The organism is Streptomyces sp. NPDC030021, from assembly GCF_055574035.1.
On sequence record NZ_JBVIAH010000003.1, the window covers coordinates 514,405 to 529,278 of the forward strand.

Here is a 14,874-nt window from a genome sequence, read left to right on the forward strand (position 1 = left end):
TGCCGGACCGAGCGAGCCGCAGGCCGGCTCGCCGGCCCCGCCCGCCCGCCTGAACCATCCATATCTGACATGCAGGAGCACGTGGTGACCGAAGAGATCCTCCTCGAGGCCGAGGAGAAGATGGAAAAGGCCGTCGTCGTCGCCAAGGAAGACTTCGCCGCGATTCGCACCGGCCGTGCGCACCCGGCGATGTTCAACAAGATCGTGGCGGAGTACTACGGCGCCATCACGCCCATCAACCAGCTCGCCTCCTTCTCGGTGCCCGAGCCGCGCATGGCGATCGTGACCCCGTTCGACAAGAGCGCCCTGCGCAACATCGAGCAGGCCATCCGCGACTCCGACCTCGGTGTCAACCCGAGCAACGACGGCAGCATCATCCGGGTGACCTTCCCCGAGCTGACGCAGGACCGCCGCAAGGAGTACATCAAGGTCGCGCGCACCAAGGCCGAGGACTCGAAGATCTCGCTCCGCGCTGTCCGCCGCAAGGCCAAGGACGCCCTTGACAAGCTGGTCAAGGACAAGGAGGCCGGCGAGGACGAGGTGCGCCGCGCGGAGAAGGAGCTCGACGACACCACCGCGAAGTACGTCGCGCAGGTGGACGAGCTCCTGAAGCACAAGGAAGCCGAGCTCCTCGAAGTCTGATGAACGACACTTCCTGGCAGCCGGAGCCGGTTCCGGCGGGTCCCGCATACGATGCACAGGTGGGCCCGCACACTCGGCCCATGCCCATCGTGCCCGATGCCGCCGGCCGTGACTTCGACGACCGGGAAGCACGCGATCGGGGGGTCGCCGCCGACAGCGGCCCCCTCTTCCGCGCCGATACGCCGCCGCAGGAGCCCATGCCCAGCCCCCCGCCTCCGCATGCCCAGCAGCCGCAGGACGCCTCGCCCCCGCCGCCGAAGAAGCGCGCGGGCCGGGATCTGCGTGCCGCCATAGGGGTGGGCGTGGGTCTCGGCGCGGTGATCTTCGCCTCGCTGCTGATCGTCAAGGCCGTCTTCGTCGGCGTCATCGTCGTCGCGGTCGTCGTCGGCTTGTGGGAGCTCACCTCCCGGCTGCAGGAGCAGAAGGGCATCAAGGCCCCGCTGGTCCCGCTCGCGGTCGGCGGCGCCGCCATGGTCATCGCCGGATACGTCCGGGGGGCCGAGGGCGCCTGGGTCGCCATGGCCCTGACCGTGCTGGCGGTCCTGGTGTGGCGGATGACCGAACCACCCGAGGACTACCTCAAGGACGTCACGGCGGGCGCCTTCGCGGCGTTCTACGTGCCCTTCCTGGCCACCTTCGTCGCGATGCTCCTCACCGCCGACGACGGCCCCGAGCGCGTGATCACCTTCCTGCTCCTGACCGTGGTCAGCGACACCGGGGCCTACGCGGTCGGCTGGCGCTTCGGCAAGACCAAGCTCGCGCCGCGCATCAGCCCCGGCAAGACCCGCGAGGGACTGTTCGGCGCGGTGGCCTTCGCGATGGCGGCCGGCGCGCTGTGCATGGAGTTCCTGATCGACGGCGGTTCCTGGTGGCAGGGCCTGCTGCTGGGCCTCGCGGTCGCGGTCAGCGCCACCCTGGGCGACCTGGGCGAGTCGATGATCAAGCGGGACCTGGGCATCAAGGACATGGGCACCCTGCTGCCGGGACACGGCGGCATCATGGACCGGCTGGACTCCCTGCTTCCGACGGCCCCCGTGGTGTGGCTGCTGCTGGCGGCCTTCGTCGGCACCGGCTGACCTGCGAAAAGGCGTCGCAGGACGCCGGGCGGTTACTCTTGGAAGGCGCGCTGCTTCTGCGGCGCGCCTTTCGTCTTACAAGGAGTACCTGCCATGGCCCGCCCCGTTCCGGGAGAGCTCACCTTCGTCGCCCCTCGCGGGGCCAAGAAGCCGCCCCGGCACCTTGCCGACCTGACCCCGGCCGAGCGCCGCGAGGCGGTCGCCGCGATCGGTGAGAAGCCGTTCCGGGCCAAGCAGCTCTCCCAGCACTACTTCGCCCGGTACACGCACGACCCGGCCGAGTGGACCGACATCCCGGCCGGCTCGCGGGAGAAGCTCCAGCAGGAGCTGCTGCCGGACCTGATGAGCGTCATCCGGCACATCTCGTGCGACGACGACACCACCCGCAAGACCCTGTGGAAGCTGCACGACGGCACGCTCGTCGAGTCCGTGCTGATGCGCTACCCCGACCGGGTCACCATGTGCATCTCCTCGCAGGCCGGCTGCGGCATGAACTGTCCGTTCTGCGCCACCGGCCAGGCGGGCCTGGACCGCAACCTGTCCACCGCCGAGATCGTGCACCAGATCGTCGACGGCATGCGCGCGCTGCGCGACGGCGAGGTCCCCGGCGGCCCGGCGCGACTGTCGAACATCGTCTTCATGGGCATGGGCGAGCCGCTCGCCAACTACAACCGCGTGGTCGGCGCCATCCGCCGGCTCACCGACCCGGAGCCCGACGGCCTGGGTCTGTCGCAGCGCGGCATCACCGTCTCCACCGTCGGCCTGGTCCCGGCCATGCTGCGCTTCGCCGACGAGGGCTTCAAGTGCCGTCTGGCCGTCTCGCTGCACGCGCCGGACGACGAGCTGCGCGACACCCTCGTCCCCGTGAACACCCGCTGGAACGTCCGCGAGGTGCTCGGCGCGGCCTGGGAGTACGCCGAGAAGTCCGGCCGCCGGATCTCGATCGAGTACGCCCTGATCCGCGACATCAACGACCAGGCCTGGCGCGGTGACCTCCTGGGCAAGCTGCTCAAGGGCAAGCGTGTGCACGTCAACCTGATCCCGCTCAACCCGACGCCGGGCTCCAAGTGGACCGCCTCGCGGCCCGAGGACGAGAAGGCCTTCGTGGAGGCCATCGCCCGCCACGGCGTGCCGGTGACCGTACGGGACACCCGAGGCCAGGAGATCGACGGAGCGTGCGGCCAGCTGGCTGCCTCGGAACGCTAGATTCCGCCTCTGTTCGACGCTATTCGGCCGCGGGGTACCCTGTGGCCGAACCAATTTCATATTCCGACAGGGGAGCGCCACAGCGCTGAGAGTGCGGTATCCGTCATCCGCAGACCCTCTGAACCTCGCCCCGGTCATTCGGGGTAGGAAGTTCGGTCACCACTCTTGCTGTTGCGCCCTGCCCGGCGTCCGCTCTCGCAGAGCGCCGGGCAGGGCCGCGTCTTCTCCTGGACATCCCAGGAGGAATTCACCGATGAGCACCACCAAGAAGATCGCGGGCGTCGCGCTCGCGGCCGCGCTGAGCGTCACCACGCTCAGCGCCTGCGGCGGCGGCACCAAGGACAAGCCCGCAGGCGCGAGCGACGCCCCGAAGTCCAAGACCGTCACGCTCGTCTCCCACGACTCCTTCAACGTGACCGAATCGGTCCTCAAGGAGTTCGAGCAGCAGAGCGGCTACACGGTCAAGGTACTGAAGTCCGGGGACGCCGGCGCGGCCCTGAACCAGGAGATCCTCACCAAGGGCTCTCCGCGCGGTGACGTCTTCTTCGGCGTCGACAACACCCTCCTCTCGCGCGCCCTCGACAACGGCATCTTCACCCCGTACGAGGCCAAGGGCCTCGCCGAGGTCAAGCCCGAGTACGTGCTCGACAAGGAGCACCGGGTCACCCCGATCGACTCCGGTGACATCTGCGTCAACTACGACAAGGCGTACTTCGCTGAGAAGAAGATCGCCCCGCCGCAGACGCTGGACGACCTGACCAAGCCGGAGTACAAGAACCTCCTGGTCACCGAGAACGCCGCGACCTCCTCGCCCGGTCTCGGCTTCCTGCTCGCCTCCGTCGGCAAGTACGGCGAGGACGGCTGGAAGGACTACTGGAGCAAGCTGAAGGCCAACGGCGTCGAGGTCGTCGACGGCTGGGAGCAGGCCTACAACGAGCGCTTCTCCGGCTCCGCGGGCGGCAAGAAGGCCAAGGGCGACCGCCCGCTGGTCGTCTCCTACGCCTCCAGCCCGCCGGTCGAGGTCCTGTACGGCGAGCCGCAGCCGGCCGAGGCCCCCACGGGCGTCTCCACCGGCACCTGCTTCCGTCAGATCGAGTTCGCGGGCCTGCTCAAGGGCGCCAAGAACGAGGAGGGCGGCAAGGCCCTCGTGGACTTCCTGGTCAGCAAGAAGTTCCAGGAGGACATGCCGCTCCAGATGTTCGTGAACCCCGTGACGAAGGACGCCGCCCTTCCGGAGCTGTTCACCAAGCACGGTGTGGTGGTCGAGAAGCCGGAGAACGTGGCTCCCGAGACCATCGCCAAGAACCGTGAGCAGTGGGTCAAGGCATGGACCGCGCTCGTCGTGAAGTAAGCGGTACCAAGGAGCCGGGCGTGGCGCCGGGGGACGCCGCGCCGGGCTCCGGCCCCCGCGAGGGGGCGCGGGCGACGGCCGTGCGGCTCGCCCTGATGGCCGTCCCCCTCGCCTTCTTCGGGCTGTTCTTCGCCTACCCCGTCGCCGCGATCGTCGGGCGCGGCCTGAAGACCGACGAAGGGTGGCAGTTCGGCCGGTTCGCGGAGGTGCTGGCCCGGCCAGACATCGCCGACGTGCTGTGGTTCACCACCTGGCAGGCGTTCGCCTCCACCCTCCTCACCCTGCTGATCGCGCTTCCCGCCGCGTACGTCTTCGCGCGCTTCGAGTTCCCGGGCAAACAGCTGCTGCGCGCCGTGGTGACCGTTCCCTTCGTGCTGCCGACCGTGGTGGTCGGCACCGCCTTCCTCGCGCTGCTGGGGCGGGGCGGGCTGCTGGACGAACTGGTGGGCGTCCGGCTCGACACCACCGTCTGGGCGATCCTGCTCGCACACGTCTTCTTCAACTACGCCGTCGTCGTCCGCACGGTCGGCGGGCTGTGGGCCCAGCTGGACCCGCGCCAGGAAGAGGCCGCCCGGGTGCTGGGCGCCGGGCGGTTCACCGCCTGGCGGCGCGTGACGCTGCCCGCGCTCGCCCCGTCGGTGGCCGCCGCCTCGCTGATGGTCTTCCTGTTCACCTTCAGCTCCTTCGGCGTCGTACTGATCCTCGGCGGACCCTCGTACTCCACCCTGGAGGTGGAGGTGTACCGGCAGACCGCGCAGCTCCTGGACCTGCCGACGGCGGCCGTGCTGACGATGGTGCAGTTCGCCGCGATCGGCGCGATCCTCGCCGTGCACGCCTGGACCGTGCGCAAGCGCGAGACCGCGCTGCGGCTGGTCGATCCGGGCCGCACCACGCACCGGCCGCGCGGCTGGGCGCAGCGCACGCTGCTGGGCGGGGTGCTGCTGACCGTCGCGCTGCTGATCGTGCTGCCGCTGGGCGTGCTGGTCGACCGGTCCTTCGACACCCCCGGCGGCTACGGCCTCGGCTACTACCGGGCCCTGCAGGACGCGGGCGCCGGCGGCGGGACCTTCCTGGTGGCGCCGATGGAGGCGATCTGGAACTCCCTGCAGTACGCGCTCGCCGCCACCGCGATCGCCCTGGCCATCGGGGGACTCGCGGCCGCGGCGCTGACCCGGCGCGGGGGCCGCTTCGTACGCGGCTTCGACGCGCTGCTGATGCTCCCGCTCGGGGTGTCCGCGGTGACCGTGGGCTTCGGCTTCCTGATCACCCTGGACGAGCCGCCGCTGGACCTGCGGACCTCGTGGATCCTGGTGCCGCTGGCGCAGGCCCTGGTGGGTGTGCCCTTCGTCGTACGGACCATGCTGCCGGTGCTGCGCGCGGTGGACGGGCGGCTGCGCGAGGCCGCCGCGGTCCTCGGCGCGTCGCCGCTGCGGGCCTGGCGGGAGGTGGACCTTCCGCTGGTGCGGCGGGCGCTGCTGATCGCGGCCGGGTTCGCCTTCGCGGTGTCGCTGGGGGAGTTCGGCGCGACCGTGTTCATCGCGCGGGCGGACCGGCCGACGCTGCCGGTGGCCGTGGCGCGCCTGCTGGGGCGGGCCGGAGAGCTGAACTACGGGCAGGCGATGGCCCTGAGCACGATTCTGATGCTGGTGTGCGCGGTGTCCCTGCTGCTGCTGGAGCGACTGCGGCCCGACAAGACCTCCGGAGAATTTTGATGACACTGCTTCAGCTGGAGGGGGTGTCGGTCCGCTTCGGTGAGCGCGCGGCCCAGTACGCCCTGGACGGCGTGGACCTCGCGGTCGCCGAGCACGAGGTGGTGTGCGTGCTGGGGCCGAGCGGAAGCGGCAAGTCCACCCTGCTGCGGGTCGTTGCCGGACTGCAGCAGGTGTCCGCCGGCCGGGTGTTGCTGGGCGGGGCCGACCAGGCCGGCGTACCCGTGCACCGGCGGGGCGTGGGGCTGATGTTCCAGGACCACCAGCTGTTCCCGCACCGCGACGTCGGCGCGAACGTCTCCTTCGGGCTGCGGGTGCGGGGAGCCGGACGGGCCTCGTCCGCGGACCGGGTCGCGCAACTGCTGGAACTGGTCGGGCTCCCCGGGGCCCAGGGCCGGGCGGTGGCCTCCCTGTCGGGCGGTGAGCAGCAGCGGGTGGCGCTGGCCCGGGCGCTGGCACCGTCGCCGCGGCTGCTGATGCTCGACGAACCGCTGGGGCAGCTGGACCGGGGACTGCGGGAGCGGCTCGTGGTGGAGCTGCGGGAGCTGTTCTCCCGGCTGGGCACGACCGTGCTGGCCGTCACGCACGACCAGGGCGAGGCGTTCGCCCTGGCCGACCGGGTGGTGGTGATGCGGGACGGCCGGATCGCGCAGGCCGGGACCCCGCTGGAGGTGTGGCAGCGGCCCGCGTCGGAGTTCGTCGCGCGGTTCCTCGGCTTCGAGAACGTGGTCCCGGCCGTGGTCTCGGGCACGCGGGCCGCCACCGCGTGGGGCAAGGTCCCCGTACCGGCCGGATCCCCCGAGGGGGAGCAGCGGCTGCTGATCCGCCCGGCCGGAGTCGTGCTCTGCGCGGCGGGCCTGCGCTGCGAGGTGGTCTCCCGCACCTTCCGCGGCACGCACGTCGCGCTGCTGCTGCGGCCGGAGGCGGGACCGGTGCTGGAGGCCGAGTGCGGGCTGGCGGGGGCCCCGGCCATGGGGGACCGGGTCGAGGTGACCTTCACCCCCGCCGAGGTGGTCGTACTGCCCGAAGAGGGCACTCCCCAGGGGTGTCTCCCCTAGGGACGGATGCCGTCGCAGGCGATCGGCAGGTGGCGCGGGCCGCGCAGGACCGCGTTCTGCCGGTACTGGGGCGGGTCCTCCAGCAGCCGCGGATTCTCCAGCCGGCGGGCCAGCTCGCTCAGCGCCAGCTGGGCCTCCTGCCGGGCCAGCGGCGCCCCGAAGCAGCTGTGGATCCCGCTGCCGAGGCCGAGGTGCTGGATGTCCTTGCGGTCGGGGTCGAAACGGTCAGGGTCCTCGAACCGCTTCGGGTCGCGGTTCCCGGAGGCCAGCATCAGCCACAGGGACGCGCCCTTGGGGATGGTGACACCGGCGACCTCGATGTCGGAGAGGGTGGTGCGCTGGGGCAGCAGCTGCACGGGAGGCTCGTACCGCAGCAGCTCCTCGACGATCGGGACGGCCAGGTCAGGATCGTCGCGCAGCCGCTGGAGGACCTCCGGGTGGCGCAGCAGCGTCAGCATCCCGTTGGTGATGAGGTTGACCGTGGTCTCGTGGCCCGCGATCAGCAGCAGCGCGGAGGTGCTGAGCGCCTCCATGGTCGTCATCGCGCCGTCCGGGCCGTCCGCCGTCGCCAGCTGGGACAGCATGTCGTCGCCCGGCTTCTTGCGGCGCTCCTCGATCAGCCCGGCCAGGTACATGCCCAGCTCCATGCGGGCGTCCATCGAGCCCTTGCCGTGCTGCGTGGGATCCGCGTCCGGGTCGGGGTCCAGGCTGGCGGCCAGGGTCTCCGCCCACACGTGGAAGCGGGGCTCGTCCTCGTGGGGGATGCCGAGCAGCCGGCAGATGACCGAGACGGGGAACGGGTACGCGAACTGGTCGACCAGGTCGATCCGGTCCATCTGTCCGGTCTCCACGATGCCGTCGATGAGCCCGGAGACGAGGCTGCCGAGCTCGTCGCGCATGTCGTGCACCCGGTGGGGGGCGTGCGGCGGTCCGAAGGGCCGGTTCGTCATCCGCCGCAGGCGGTCGTGGTCGGGCGGGTCGAGCTTGAGGAAGGACGGGGGCAGCGTCGTCCCCTCCTCGTCGGACTGGCCCCCCAGCGGATCGTCCCCGGTCGCCTTCAGGTTCTTGGCGTCGGAGCTGATCCGCGGGTCGTGCAGGAGGCTGTGGATCTCGTGGTACGTGCTGATGACGTACGGGCCGTCCCCGTCGTGGGACACCGGCGTCTTGCGGAGTTCCTCGTACAGCGGGTACGGATTCGCGCGGTTCGCGTAGTCGATGATCTCCCGCAGCAGGGCTTGTGTCATGACAGGTCCTCGTGATCCTCGGGGGAGGGCGCGGTGCGGCGCGGCCGGTGGTGCGCGGGGGCGAAGGTCATCTTCCGGGAGTGAAGGTCATCTTCCGGTCCGCCGGCGAGTAGCCGCTCAGCGTGATGGTCGGCCCGTGGGTCGGGACGGAGGGGTCGGGGAAGTCGGCAGGCAGCGGCTTGGCCCCCTCGGGCCTGCGGTCCACCGTGGAGAACGGCGGCGGGAACGGCGTCGTGGCCTCGATCTGCTGCTCGTAGAACGGCAGCCACCGGCAGTTGTCGAAGGTGACGGCGGCGATCATCCGCCCCTGGTACCCGTACACGGCCGCGAACCGGCGTTCGGCGAGCGAGCCCTGGGTGATGAGGATCTCGGTCCCCATCGGCGGTACCCCGACCGACTTGATGTTCACGCCGAACTGGGAGGACCAGAACGCCGGAACCCACAGGTGGGGGCGGCGGTCGGCGCTCTCGCTGAGCATGTTGTGCGCGGCGGTGTCGGCTTGGGCGACGGCGTTGCCCCAGTGCTCCAGCGACAGGAACTGGTAGCCGAACAGGGCGTGCGGGGAACGTGCCACGTCACCCGCCACGTAGATGTCGTCGGTGACGATGCCCCGGACGTCGAAGGCCCGGCAGCCCGCGTCGCAGGCGATGCCCCGCGGACCCGCGCCCAGCCCGGAGCCGGCGAGCCACTCGGTGTTGCGCTGCGCGCCCAGCGAGACGACCACCACGTCCGCCTCGACGGTGGACCCGTCGGAGAGGTGCGCGGCGCGGACCCGCCCGGAGGGGTCACCCTCCAGCGAGGTCACCATGATTCCGGTACGCAGGTCGACGCCGTTCTCGCGGTGCATCTCGGCCGCCACCGCGCCGATCACCCCGCCCAGCGCTCCGACCAGCGGCGCATCGCCCCGTTCGGCGACGGTGACGTCCAGGCCGCGCTCCCGGCACGCGGAGGCGATCTCGGAGCCGGTGAACCCGGCTCCGATGACCAGGACCCGGCGGGGTCCGGCGGCCAGGGCCCGTTGCAGCCCTTCGCCGTCGTCGCGGGTGCGCAGCACGAACACACCCTTGAGGGCGCCTTCCTCCGCGTTGGGCCAGGGCCGGGCGCGTACGCCGGTGGCGATCAGCAGCCGGTCGTACTCGACCTCGTCGCCGTTGCCGAGCCCGACCCGGTGCCCGGCCATGTCCAGGCCCGTGGCCGGGACCCCGAGGCGCCAGTCGGCGTCGATGGCCCGGCGGCGGGGGAGCGCGGTGTGGTCGGCGACCGCGTTGCCCAGCAGGACCTGCTTGGACAGCGGGGGCCGGTCGTACGGCTCGTACGGTTCGTCGCCGATCATCGTGAGCGAACCGGCGAAACCCTTCTCGCGCATGGTCTCGGCGGCCCGCAGACCGGCCAGGGACGCGCCGACGACGACGATGCGGCCCTCGCGCTTGAGGCGCTCCAGGGATCCGTCGTGTGTTCCTGCACCGGTCACCGCGCGCCTCCGGAACGAGATCCGGCGCCGGCCACGGCGTCCGGGGCCACCATGTTCGCCATGTCCTCGTCCGTGATCTCCAGAAGGATGGCCTGTACCGGACAGGCGGCCACGGCACGCAGGACGTCCTCGCGCTGCTCCGGATCCGCCTCCGGGTTGTAGAGCAGCGACTCGTCGCCGTGCATGGCGAAGACATCGGGAGCGAGGAAAGCGCACTGGGCGTATCCCTGGCAGCGGTTGAGGTCGACGACAAGCCTCATGACGGTTCTGCCTTTCCCTCGGCCGTTCCTCCCCGTCACCCCCCGAAGCCCCCGGGGCCTCCCCTTCCCACCAGCATGCACGCGGCGCCCACGGGCCGCCTGCCGGAGTAAGGGGCTCCAGGTCAGGGCGGGTCTGTGGAGGCCGGAGCCCGGCGGGCGGTGCCGCGCCCCACGCGCAGGATGTACAGGCTGAGGATCAGCGCCCAGGCGGGGAACACCAGCTCGGACCAGGGCACTCCCGAACCGACCACGAGCAGGACCAGGCCGACGACGGTGCCCAGCAGGGCCAGTGGCCGTGGGAAGACGCCGAGCATCCGCCCGATGGTCGAGGTCGCGAGGACGAAGACGGCCGCCATCCGCATGGCGTACGTCGCGAGGAGGGTGTACGCGAAGTGGCGGCCGAATTCGGAGGGCGTGCCCTCGGCCAGCACCGTGCCCGCCGCCGCGGCGGCGGCGAACAAGGTGGCCACGAAGACGAATCCGCTGCCGAGGAACACGGTGGCGACGAACCGGTCCTCGGCCGGACCCGTATGCGCGCGCAGTGCGCCCATGAACCAGAGGAAGAAGATGCCCGCGAAGGGCACGATCTCCAGTGCCACTTGGACAGCCCAGCGCTTGTCCGGGTCGACGGGCGCGTCGGCGACGTTGCCCGACGGGATGGCGATCCGCATCAGGACGATCGCCGCCCCGAGCAGCAGGGCGAAGGCGATTCCGGCCATCCCGGCCGCGCGTGGCGTATCGAGCCGATCGGTCGTGTGACTCACGAACCCCTCACTCTCTCCCCTGGTCCAGCAAGCGGCAGTCACTGCCGCGCCACCACCGGGGGCGGCCGACCGGGTGAGGGAGCCCGGCCGGCCGGGTGGTCAGCCGACCGGCTCCGGCACCGGGGCGTCCGCCCCCTCGTCCGCCCCCTCGTGCTTGCCGTACCAGGCGACCGCCACCGCTCCGGCGACGGCCATGGCGAAGCCGAGGACCGCGAGCCAGGCCAGGCCGGGGCGGGAGGCGTCGCCGAGCCACAGGACGCCGATCGCGCCGGGGAGGACCGTCTCGCCGACGACCAGGGCCGCCGTGGCGCCGTTCACCGAGCCGATCTGAAGGGCGACCGTGTGCAGGTACATACCGCCGATGCCCGCCACCAGGATGGCGTAGAGGGCCGGGTCGGTGAGGAGGGTGCCGAGGTCGAACGGGTCCACGCCGTTCAGGATCCGGACGCCGACGCCGAGCGCGCCGAAGCCCAGGCCCGACAGCAGGCCCGCCAGGATCGCGGCGCCGCCGCCCAGGAGGCGTACGGCCACCGTGCCGCCCACCATCAGCAGCAGGGTGATCCCCAGCAGCCACCAGTGCGTGGACATCGGCGCGTGGTGGCCGCCCTCGTGGCCCGCGGCCGTCGCCAGCAGGACCAGCGCGGTGCAGACGACACCGATCGAGGTCCATTCCTTCCGGCTCAGCCGGATGCCGAGCATCTTCACGCTCAGCACGGCCGTGATCACCAGGTTGGCGCTGATCACCGTCTGCGAGAGGAAGAGGGGAAGCAGACGGGCGGCCAGGGCCCCGAGTCCGAAGCCCACGAAGTCCAGGATGGTGCCGACGATGAATTCCCAGGTCATCGCCGCTTTCGCGGTCGACGACAGGTTGGGGCCGCCGTGGGCGGTCACCCCGGCGGCGGTCGGGGACATGCGTGCGGCGCGGCGCGAGCCGACGGCTTGCAGCACGGATCCCGTGCCGTAGCAGATGGACGCCGCGACAGCGGTCAGCAGGCCTATGAGCACCAAGGGCTCCGTTCACGTCTGGCAGGTTTTGCGGTACCTCTGCCAGACGTCAGAACGGGCCGGGAAGTTGCTTCCGGAACTCAGCTCATCGACGCGAGGACGTCCGGGACCTCGTCCACCGAATCGACGAGCGCGATCCGGGACTCCATCGCACGGCCGCGCGCCAGTGCCTGGAGCAGGGGCCAGGCCGGCAGGTGCTCGGTCCAGTGGGTGCGGCCGACCAGGATCATCGGGGCCGGCTCGCCCCGGGACTCGTAGTAGTTGGGCGTCCCGCTGTCGAAGATCTCCTGGACGGTGCCCGCCGCACCGGGCAGGAAGACCACGCCCGCGTCGGAGCGGGCCAGCAGCCCGTCCTCGCGGGTGGCGTTCGCGAAGTACTTCGCGATGTGGCCCGCGAAGGCGTTCGGCGGTTCGTGCCCGTAGAACCAGGTCGGGATGCCCACCGAGTCCCCGCCGGCGGGGAAGCGCTCGCGCACGGCGAAGGCCGCGCGCGCCCAGTCGGACACCGACGGCGCGAAGGAGGGGGCCTTGGCCAGCAGCTCCAGGGCCTCCACGAGGGCCTCGTCGGGGGCCGGGGCCAGGTAGGCGCCGAGGTTGGCGGCCTCCATCGCGCCGGGGCCACCGCCGGTGGCCACCGTCAGCCCGGACCGGGTCAGCGCCCGGCCCAGCTCCGCCGCGCCGCGGTAGTACGTACCGCCGCGGGCCATCGCGTGGCCGCCCATCACACCGACGACCCGGACACCGGTGAGGTGCTCGTCGAGGGCGTCGGAGATGGCGTCGTCATGGACGGAACGGAGCATCGAGGAGAAGACGTCGCCGTCGGACTTCGTCTCCTGGAACCAGGCGTACGCCTCGGCGTCCGGGGTGGTCTCGTACCCGCCGGCCAGCCCGGCGAAGAGCTCCTCGGGCGTGTAGAGCAGGCCCCGGTACGGGTTGAACGGCAGGTCCGGTACGGGCGGGAAGACCAGCGCGCCGTCGGCGCGGACCTTCACCGCCGCGTCGGGCTCCATCGCGCAGCCCAGGAACACGGCCGCCGAGGTGTCGGCGGCCAGCAGCGCGAAGGTCCGCTCCAACAGGTTGACCGACTGGATCCGGTAGCCGCTGAGCGAGCCGCGTGCCACGACCTGGTCGAATTCGGCGAGCGTCTCGATCTCGATGTCTGGGTTGACCATTCGGCCCACCCTAAGGGCTGCTCGTGTCAGCGGGTCAATGCCAGCGACGTCAGCTGCGCCACACCCCAGCTGAGCGGTACGCACACGGCCAGGAGCGCGGTGGCCCGCAGGCTCGCGGCGGTGCGCAGGACGCTGGACGGGGCACCCAGGTCGAGCAGGGCCGTGCGTCCGGGCCCCCGGCTCCGGCGGGCCTCCACCACGGATGTGAGAAGGGTCGCGGCGGCGCACAGGGTCACCAGGGCGACGGTCGGCCAGGTCAGCGGGCCCAGCGGGGCGGGCACCCCGCCCCGGTCGCGCAGGGCGAACGCGGTCAGGGCGCCCGTGGCCACCGAGCAGAGCACTCCCAGCGGGGGGCCGATCCGGGGGGCCTCCTCCTGGAGGGTCCGCCCGGCCAGCAGCCGCAGCGCTCCCGGCCGCACGGCCTGGACCAGGCTCCCGCAGGCGTAGGCGAGCCCCGGTCCGGCGAGGGCGAGCCCGACCGCGGTCAGCGACCAGCCGATGAGCATTCCGGCGTCGCCCCGGCCCGCGTAGGCCGAGGCCGCGAGCCCGCAGGCGGTCAGCGCGATGCCCCAGGGCAGTCCGGTCTGCGGGGCCAGCGGCGGGTGCGGGCGCAGCGCGAGGGCGGTGGCGGCCGAGGCGGTCAGCGGGATCAGGGCGAGCAGGGTGAGGGCGCCCGCCACCGGCAGCGGCTGGCCGGCGTGGAGCAGCCCGGCCCCGGTCCCGTCGAACGGCAGCCCCGCCAGCTCCCCGCGCAGGTGGAGGAAGACGGCCAGGGCCACGGCGCTGCCCAGGGCGCAGGCGACGGCGGTGGAGATCGCGGCGGCCAGCATGAGCCGAACGGGTCCCAGCCCGACGGCGTCCAGTCCCTCGCGGGGCTGGGTCGCCGGGTCGGCCCGGGCCACGACGACGGCGAAGTGGACGGTGACGGCCAGCGGGATCAGGGCCCACAGGAGGCGAGGGAACGATCCGGCGGGCTGGGCCACGGCACCGGCGAGTACATAGAGGAGCAGGAATCCGGTTCCGGCCGAGGCCGCGGCGACGAGGAGCCGCCGCAGCTGGACGAGCGGCCGGGAACCGCGGGCTAGGCGGAGAGCGAGCACGCGGCCTGGTCCTCCGTGGTGTCGGCGACGGGGGAGGCGGCGGCCGCGGCCCCCGCGAGGCGGCCGTCGAGCAGGGCGATCCGGCGGTCCGCGACGGCGGCGGTGGCCTCGTCGTGGGTGGCCAGCAGCACGGTGATGTCGTGGGAGCGGGCCGCGGTGGTCAGCGTGCGGAGCAGCAGGGCCCGCTCGGTGCGGTGCAGGGGGGCCGTGGGCTCGTCGGCGAAGATCACCGCGGGCTCGTTGACCAGGGCCCGGGCGAGTGCGACCCGCTGGCACTCGGCGCGGGTCAGGGCGCCGGGGCGCTTGCGGGCGAAGCCGGCGATGTCGAGGCGGTCCAGCCATTCGCAGGCGGCCTTGCGGGCGGTGCGGTGGGAGGCCCCGGTGAGCAGCAGGGGCAGGGCCGCGTTCTCCCAGACCTTCAGCTCGGGCAGCAGCTGGGGCTCGTGGCCGAGCCAGCCGAACCGGTCGCGGCGCAGCCGTTCGCGGACGAGCGTGCCCATGGTGTGCACGGGGACGCTGTTGAACCAGACCTCGCCCTGCTGGGGCCGCAGCTGCCCGGACAGACAGCGGAGCAGGGTGGTCTTGCCGCTGCCACGGGGACCGGTCAGGGCGAGGATCTCGCCCTGGCGGACCGCGACGGAGATCTCGACGAGGGCGGGGGAGCCTCCCCCAGACTTCGTCCGGGGGGACCCCCTGTGGGAGTAGTGAAGGGACCGAGCCCACAGGACGTCATTGTCAGGCGGGGCAATGTCCGGTGGAGCCACCATGGCGTACACCTCCGTCCGAGGGAACGAAGCGGAGCCGGCCGAAGTCACT

At 72.0% G+C, this 14,874-nt stretch carries 14 protein-coding genes; 6 read left to right on the forward strand and 8 right to left on the reverse strand.

The features are described from left to right. Positions 1 to 84: 84 nt before the first annotated feature. The 6 genes from frr to ACZ4YL_RS08445 all read left to right on the forward strand — a co-directional run bounded on the left by frr (position 85) and on the right by ACZ4YL_RS08445 (position 7,042). Positions 85 to 642 (forward strand): ribosome recycling factor, encoded by a 558-nt coding sequence (frr, locus tag ACZ4YL_RS08420; protein WP_030016386.1) that lies wholly within the window; start codon positions 85 to 87, stop codon positions 640 to 642. Further along, positions 642 to 1,718: a phosphatidate cytidylyltransferase gene (locus tag ACZ4YL_RS08425; protein ID WP_301366223.1), complete on the forward strand. Its 1,077-nt coding sequence runs from the start codon at positions 642 to 644 to the stop codon at positions 1,716 to 1,718. The genes frr and ACZ4YL_RS08425 overlap by 1 nt, the downstream gene beginning before the upstream one ends. Before the next feature lie 93 nt (positions 1,719 to 1,811). Beyond that, the gene (rlmN, locus tag ACZ4YL_RS08430; protein WP_468114709.1) at positions 1,812 to 2,924 is read left to right on the forward strand and encodes a dual-specificity RNA methyltransferase RlmN; all 1,113 of its coding nucleotides are present in this window, start codon (positions 1,812 to 1,814) and stop codon (positions 2,922 to 2,924) included. A gap of 253 nt (positions 2,925 to 3,177) precedes the next feature. Further along, entirely contained in the window at positions 3,178 to 4,275 is a 1,098-nt protein-coding gene (locus ACZ4YL_RS08435) for a thiamine ABC transporter substrate-binding protein (RefSeq protein WP_468114711.1), read from the forward strand. Positions 4,276 to 4,370: 95 nt separating this feature from the next. Further along, positions 4,371 to 5,987: an ABC transporter permease gene (locus ACZ4YL_RS08440; protein WP_468114849.1), complete on the forward strand. Its 1,617-nt coding sequence runs from the start codon at positions 4,371 to 4,373 to the stop codon at positions 5,985 to 5,987. Next, positions 5,987 to 7,042, forward strand: coding sequence for an ABC transporter ATP-binding protein (locus ACZ4YL_RS08445; protein WP_468114713.1), 1,056 nt, complete (start codon positions 5,987 to 5,989; stop codon positions 7,040 to 7,042). Before ACZ4YL_RS08440 ends, ACZ4YL_RS08445 begins: the two co-directional genes overlap by 1 nt. On the opposite strand, the gene ACZ4YL_RS08450 is transcribed toward ACZ4YL_RS08445, so the two are convergent. The 8 genes from ACZ4YL_RS08450 to ACZ4YL_RS08485 form a co-directional block, all read right to left on the reverse strand. Then, positions 7,039 to 8,286 (reverse strand): cytochrome P450, encoded by a 1,248-nt coding sequence (locus tag ACZ4YL_RS08450; protein WP_468114715.1) that lies wholly within the window; start codon positions 8,284 to 8,286, stop codon positions 7,039 to 7,041. The genes ACZ4YL_RS08445 and ACZ4YL_RS08450 overlap by 4 nt on opposite strands. 67 nt (positions 8,287 to 8,353) lie before the next feature. Then, positions 8,354 to 9,757: an NAD(P)/FAD-dependent oxidoreductase gene (locus ACZ4YL_RS08455; RefSeq protein ID WP_468114717.1), complete on the reverse strand. Its 1,404-nt coding sequence runs from the start codon at positions 9,755 to 9,757 to the stop codon at positions 8,354 to 8,356. After that, positions 9,754 to 10,017: a ferredoxin gene (locus ACZ4YL_RS08460; protein WP_468114719.1), complete on the reverse strand. Its 264-nt coding sequence runs from the start codon at positions 10,015 to 10,017 to the stop codon at positions 9,754 to 9,756. Before ACZ4YL_RS08460 ends, ACZ4YL_RS08455 begins: the two co-directional genes overlap by 4 nt. Before the next feature lie 122 nt (positions 10,018 to 10,139). Next, the gene (locus tag ACZ4YL_RS08465; RefSeq protein WP_468114720.1) at positions 10,140 to 10,781 is read right to left on the reverse strand and encodes a hypothetical protein; all 642 of its coding nucleotides are present in this window, start codon (positions 10,779 to 10,781) and stop codon (positions 10,140 to 10,142) included. Positions 10,782 to 10,880: 99 nt separating this feature from the next. Next, on the reverse strand, positions 10,881 to 11,786 hold the full coding sequence (locus ACZ4YL_RS08470) for a DMT family protein (protein ID WP_468114722.1): 906 nt from the start codon (positions 11,784 to 11,786) through the stop codon (positions 10,881 to 10,883). A gap of 80 nt (positions 11,787 to 11,866) precedes the next feature. Next, positions 11,867 to 12,958, reverse strand: coding sequence for an LOG family protein (locus ACZ4YL_RS08475; RefSeq protein WP_468114723.1), 1,092 nt, complete (start codon positions 12,956 to 12,958; stop codon positions 11,867 to 11,869). A 26-nt stretch (positions 12,959 to 12,984) separates the two neighbouring features. After that, complete coding sequence (locus tag ACZ4YL_RS08480; RefSeq protein WP_468114725.1) at positions 12,985 to 14,058, reverse strand: hypothetical protein; 1,074 nt, start codon at positions 14,056 to 14,058, stop codon at positions 12,985 to 12,987. Continuing rightward, the gene (locus ACZ4YL_RS08485; RefSeq protein WP_468114727.1) at positions 14,040 to 14,825 is read right to left on the reverse strand and encodes an ABC transporter ATP-binding protein; all 786 of its coding nucleotides are present in this window, start codon (positions 14,823 to 14,825) and stop codon (positions 14,040 to 14,042) included. The genes ACZ4YL_RS08480 and ACZ4YL_RS08485 overlap by 19 nt, the downstream gene beginning before the upstream one ends. Between the last annotated feature and the right edge of the window lie 49 nt (positions 14,826 to 14,874).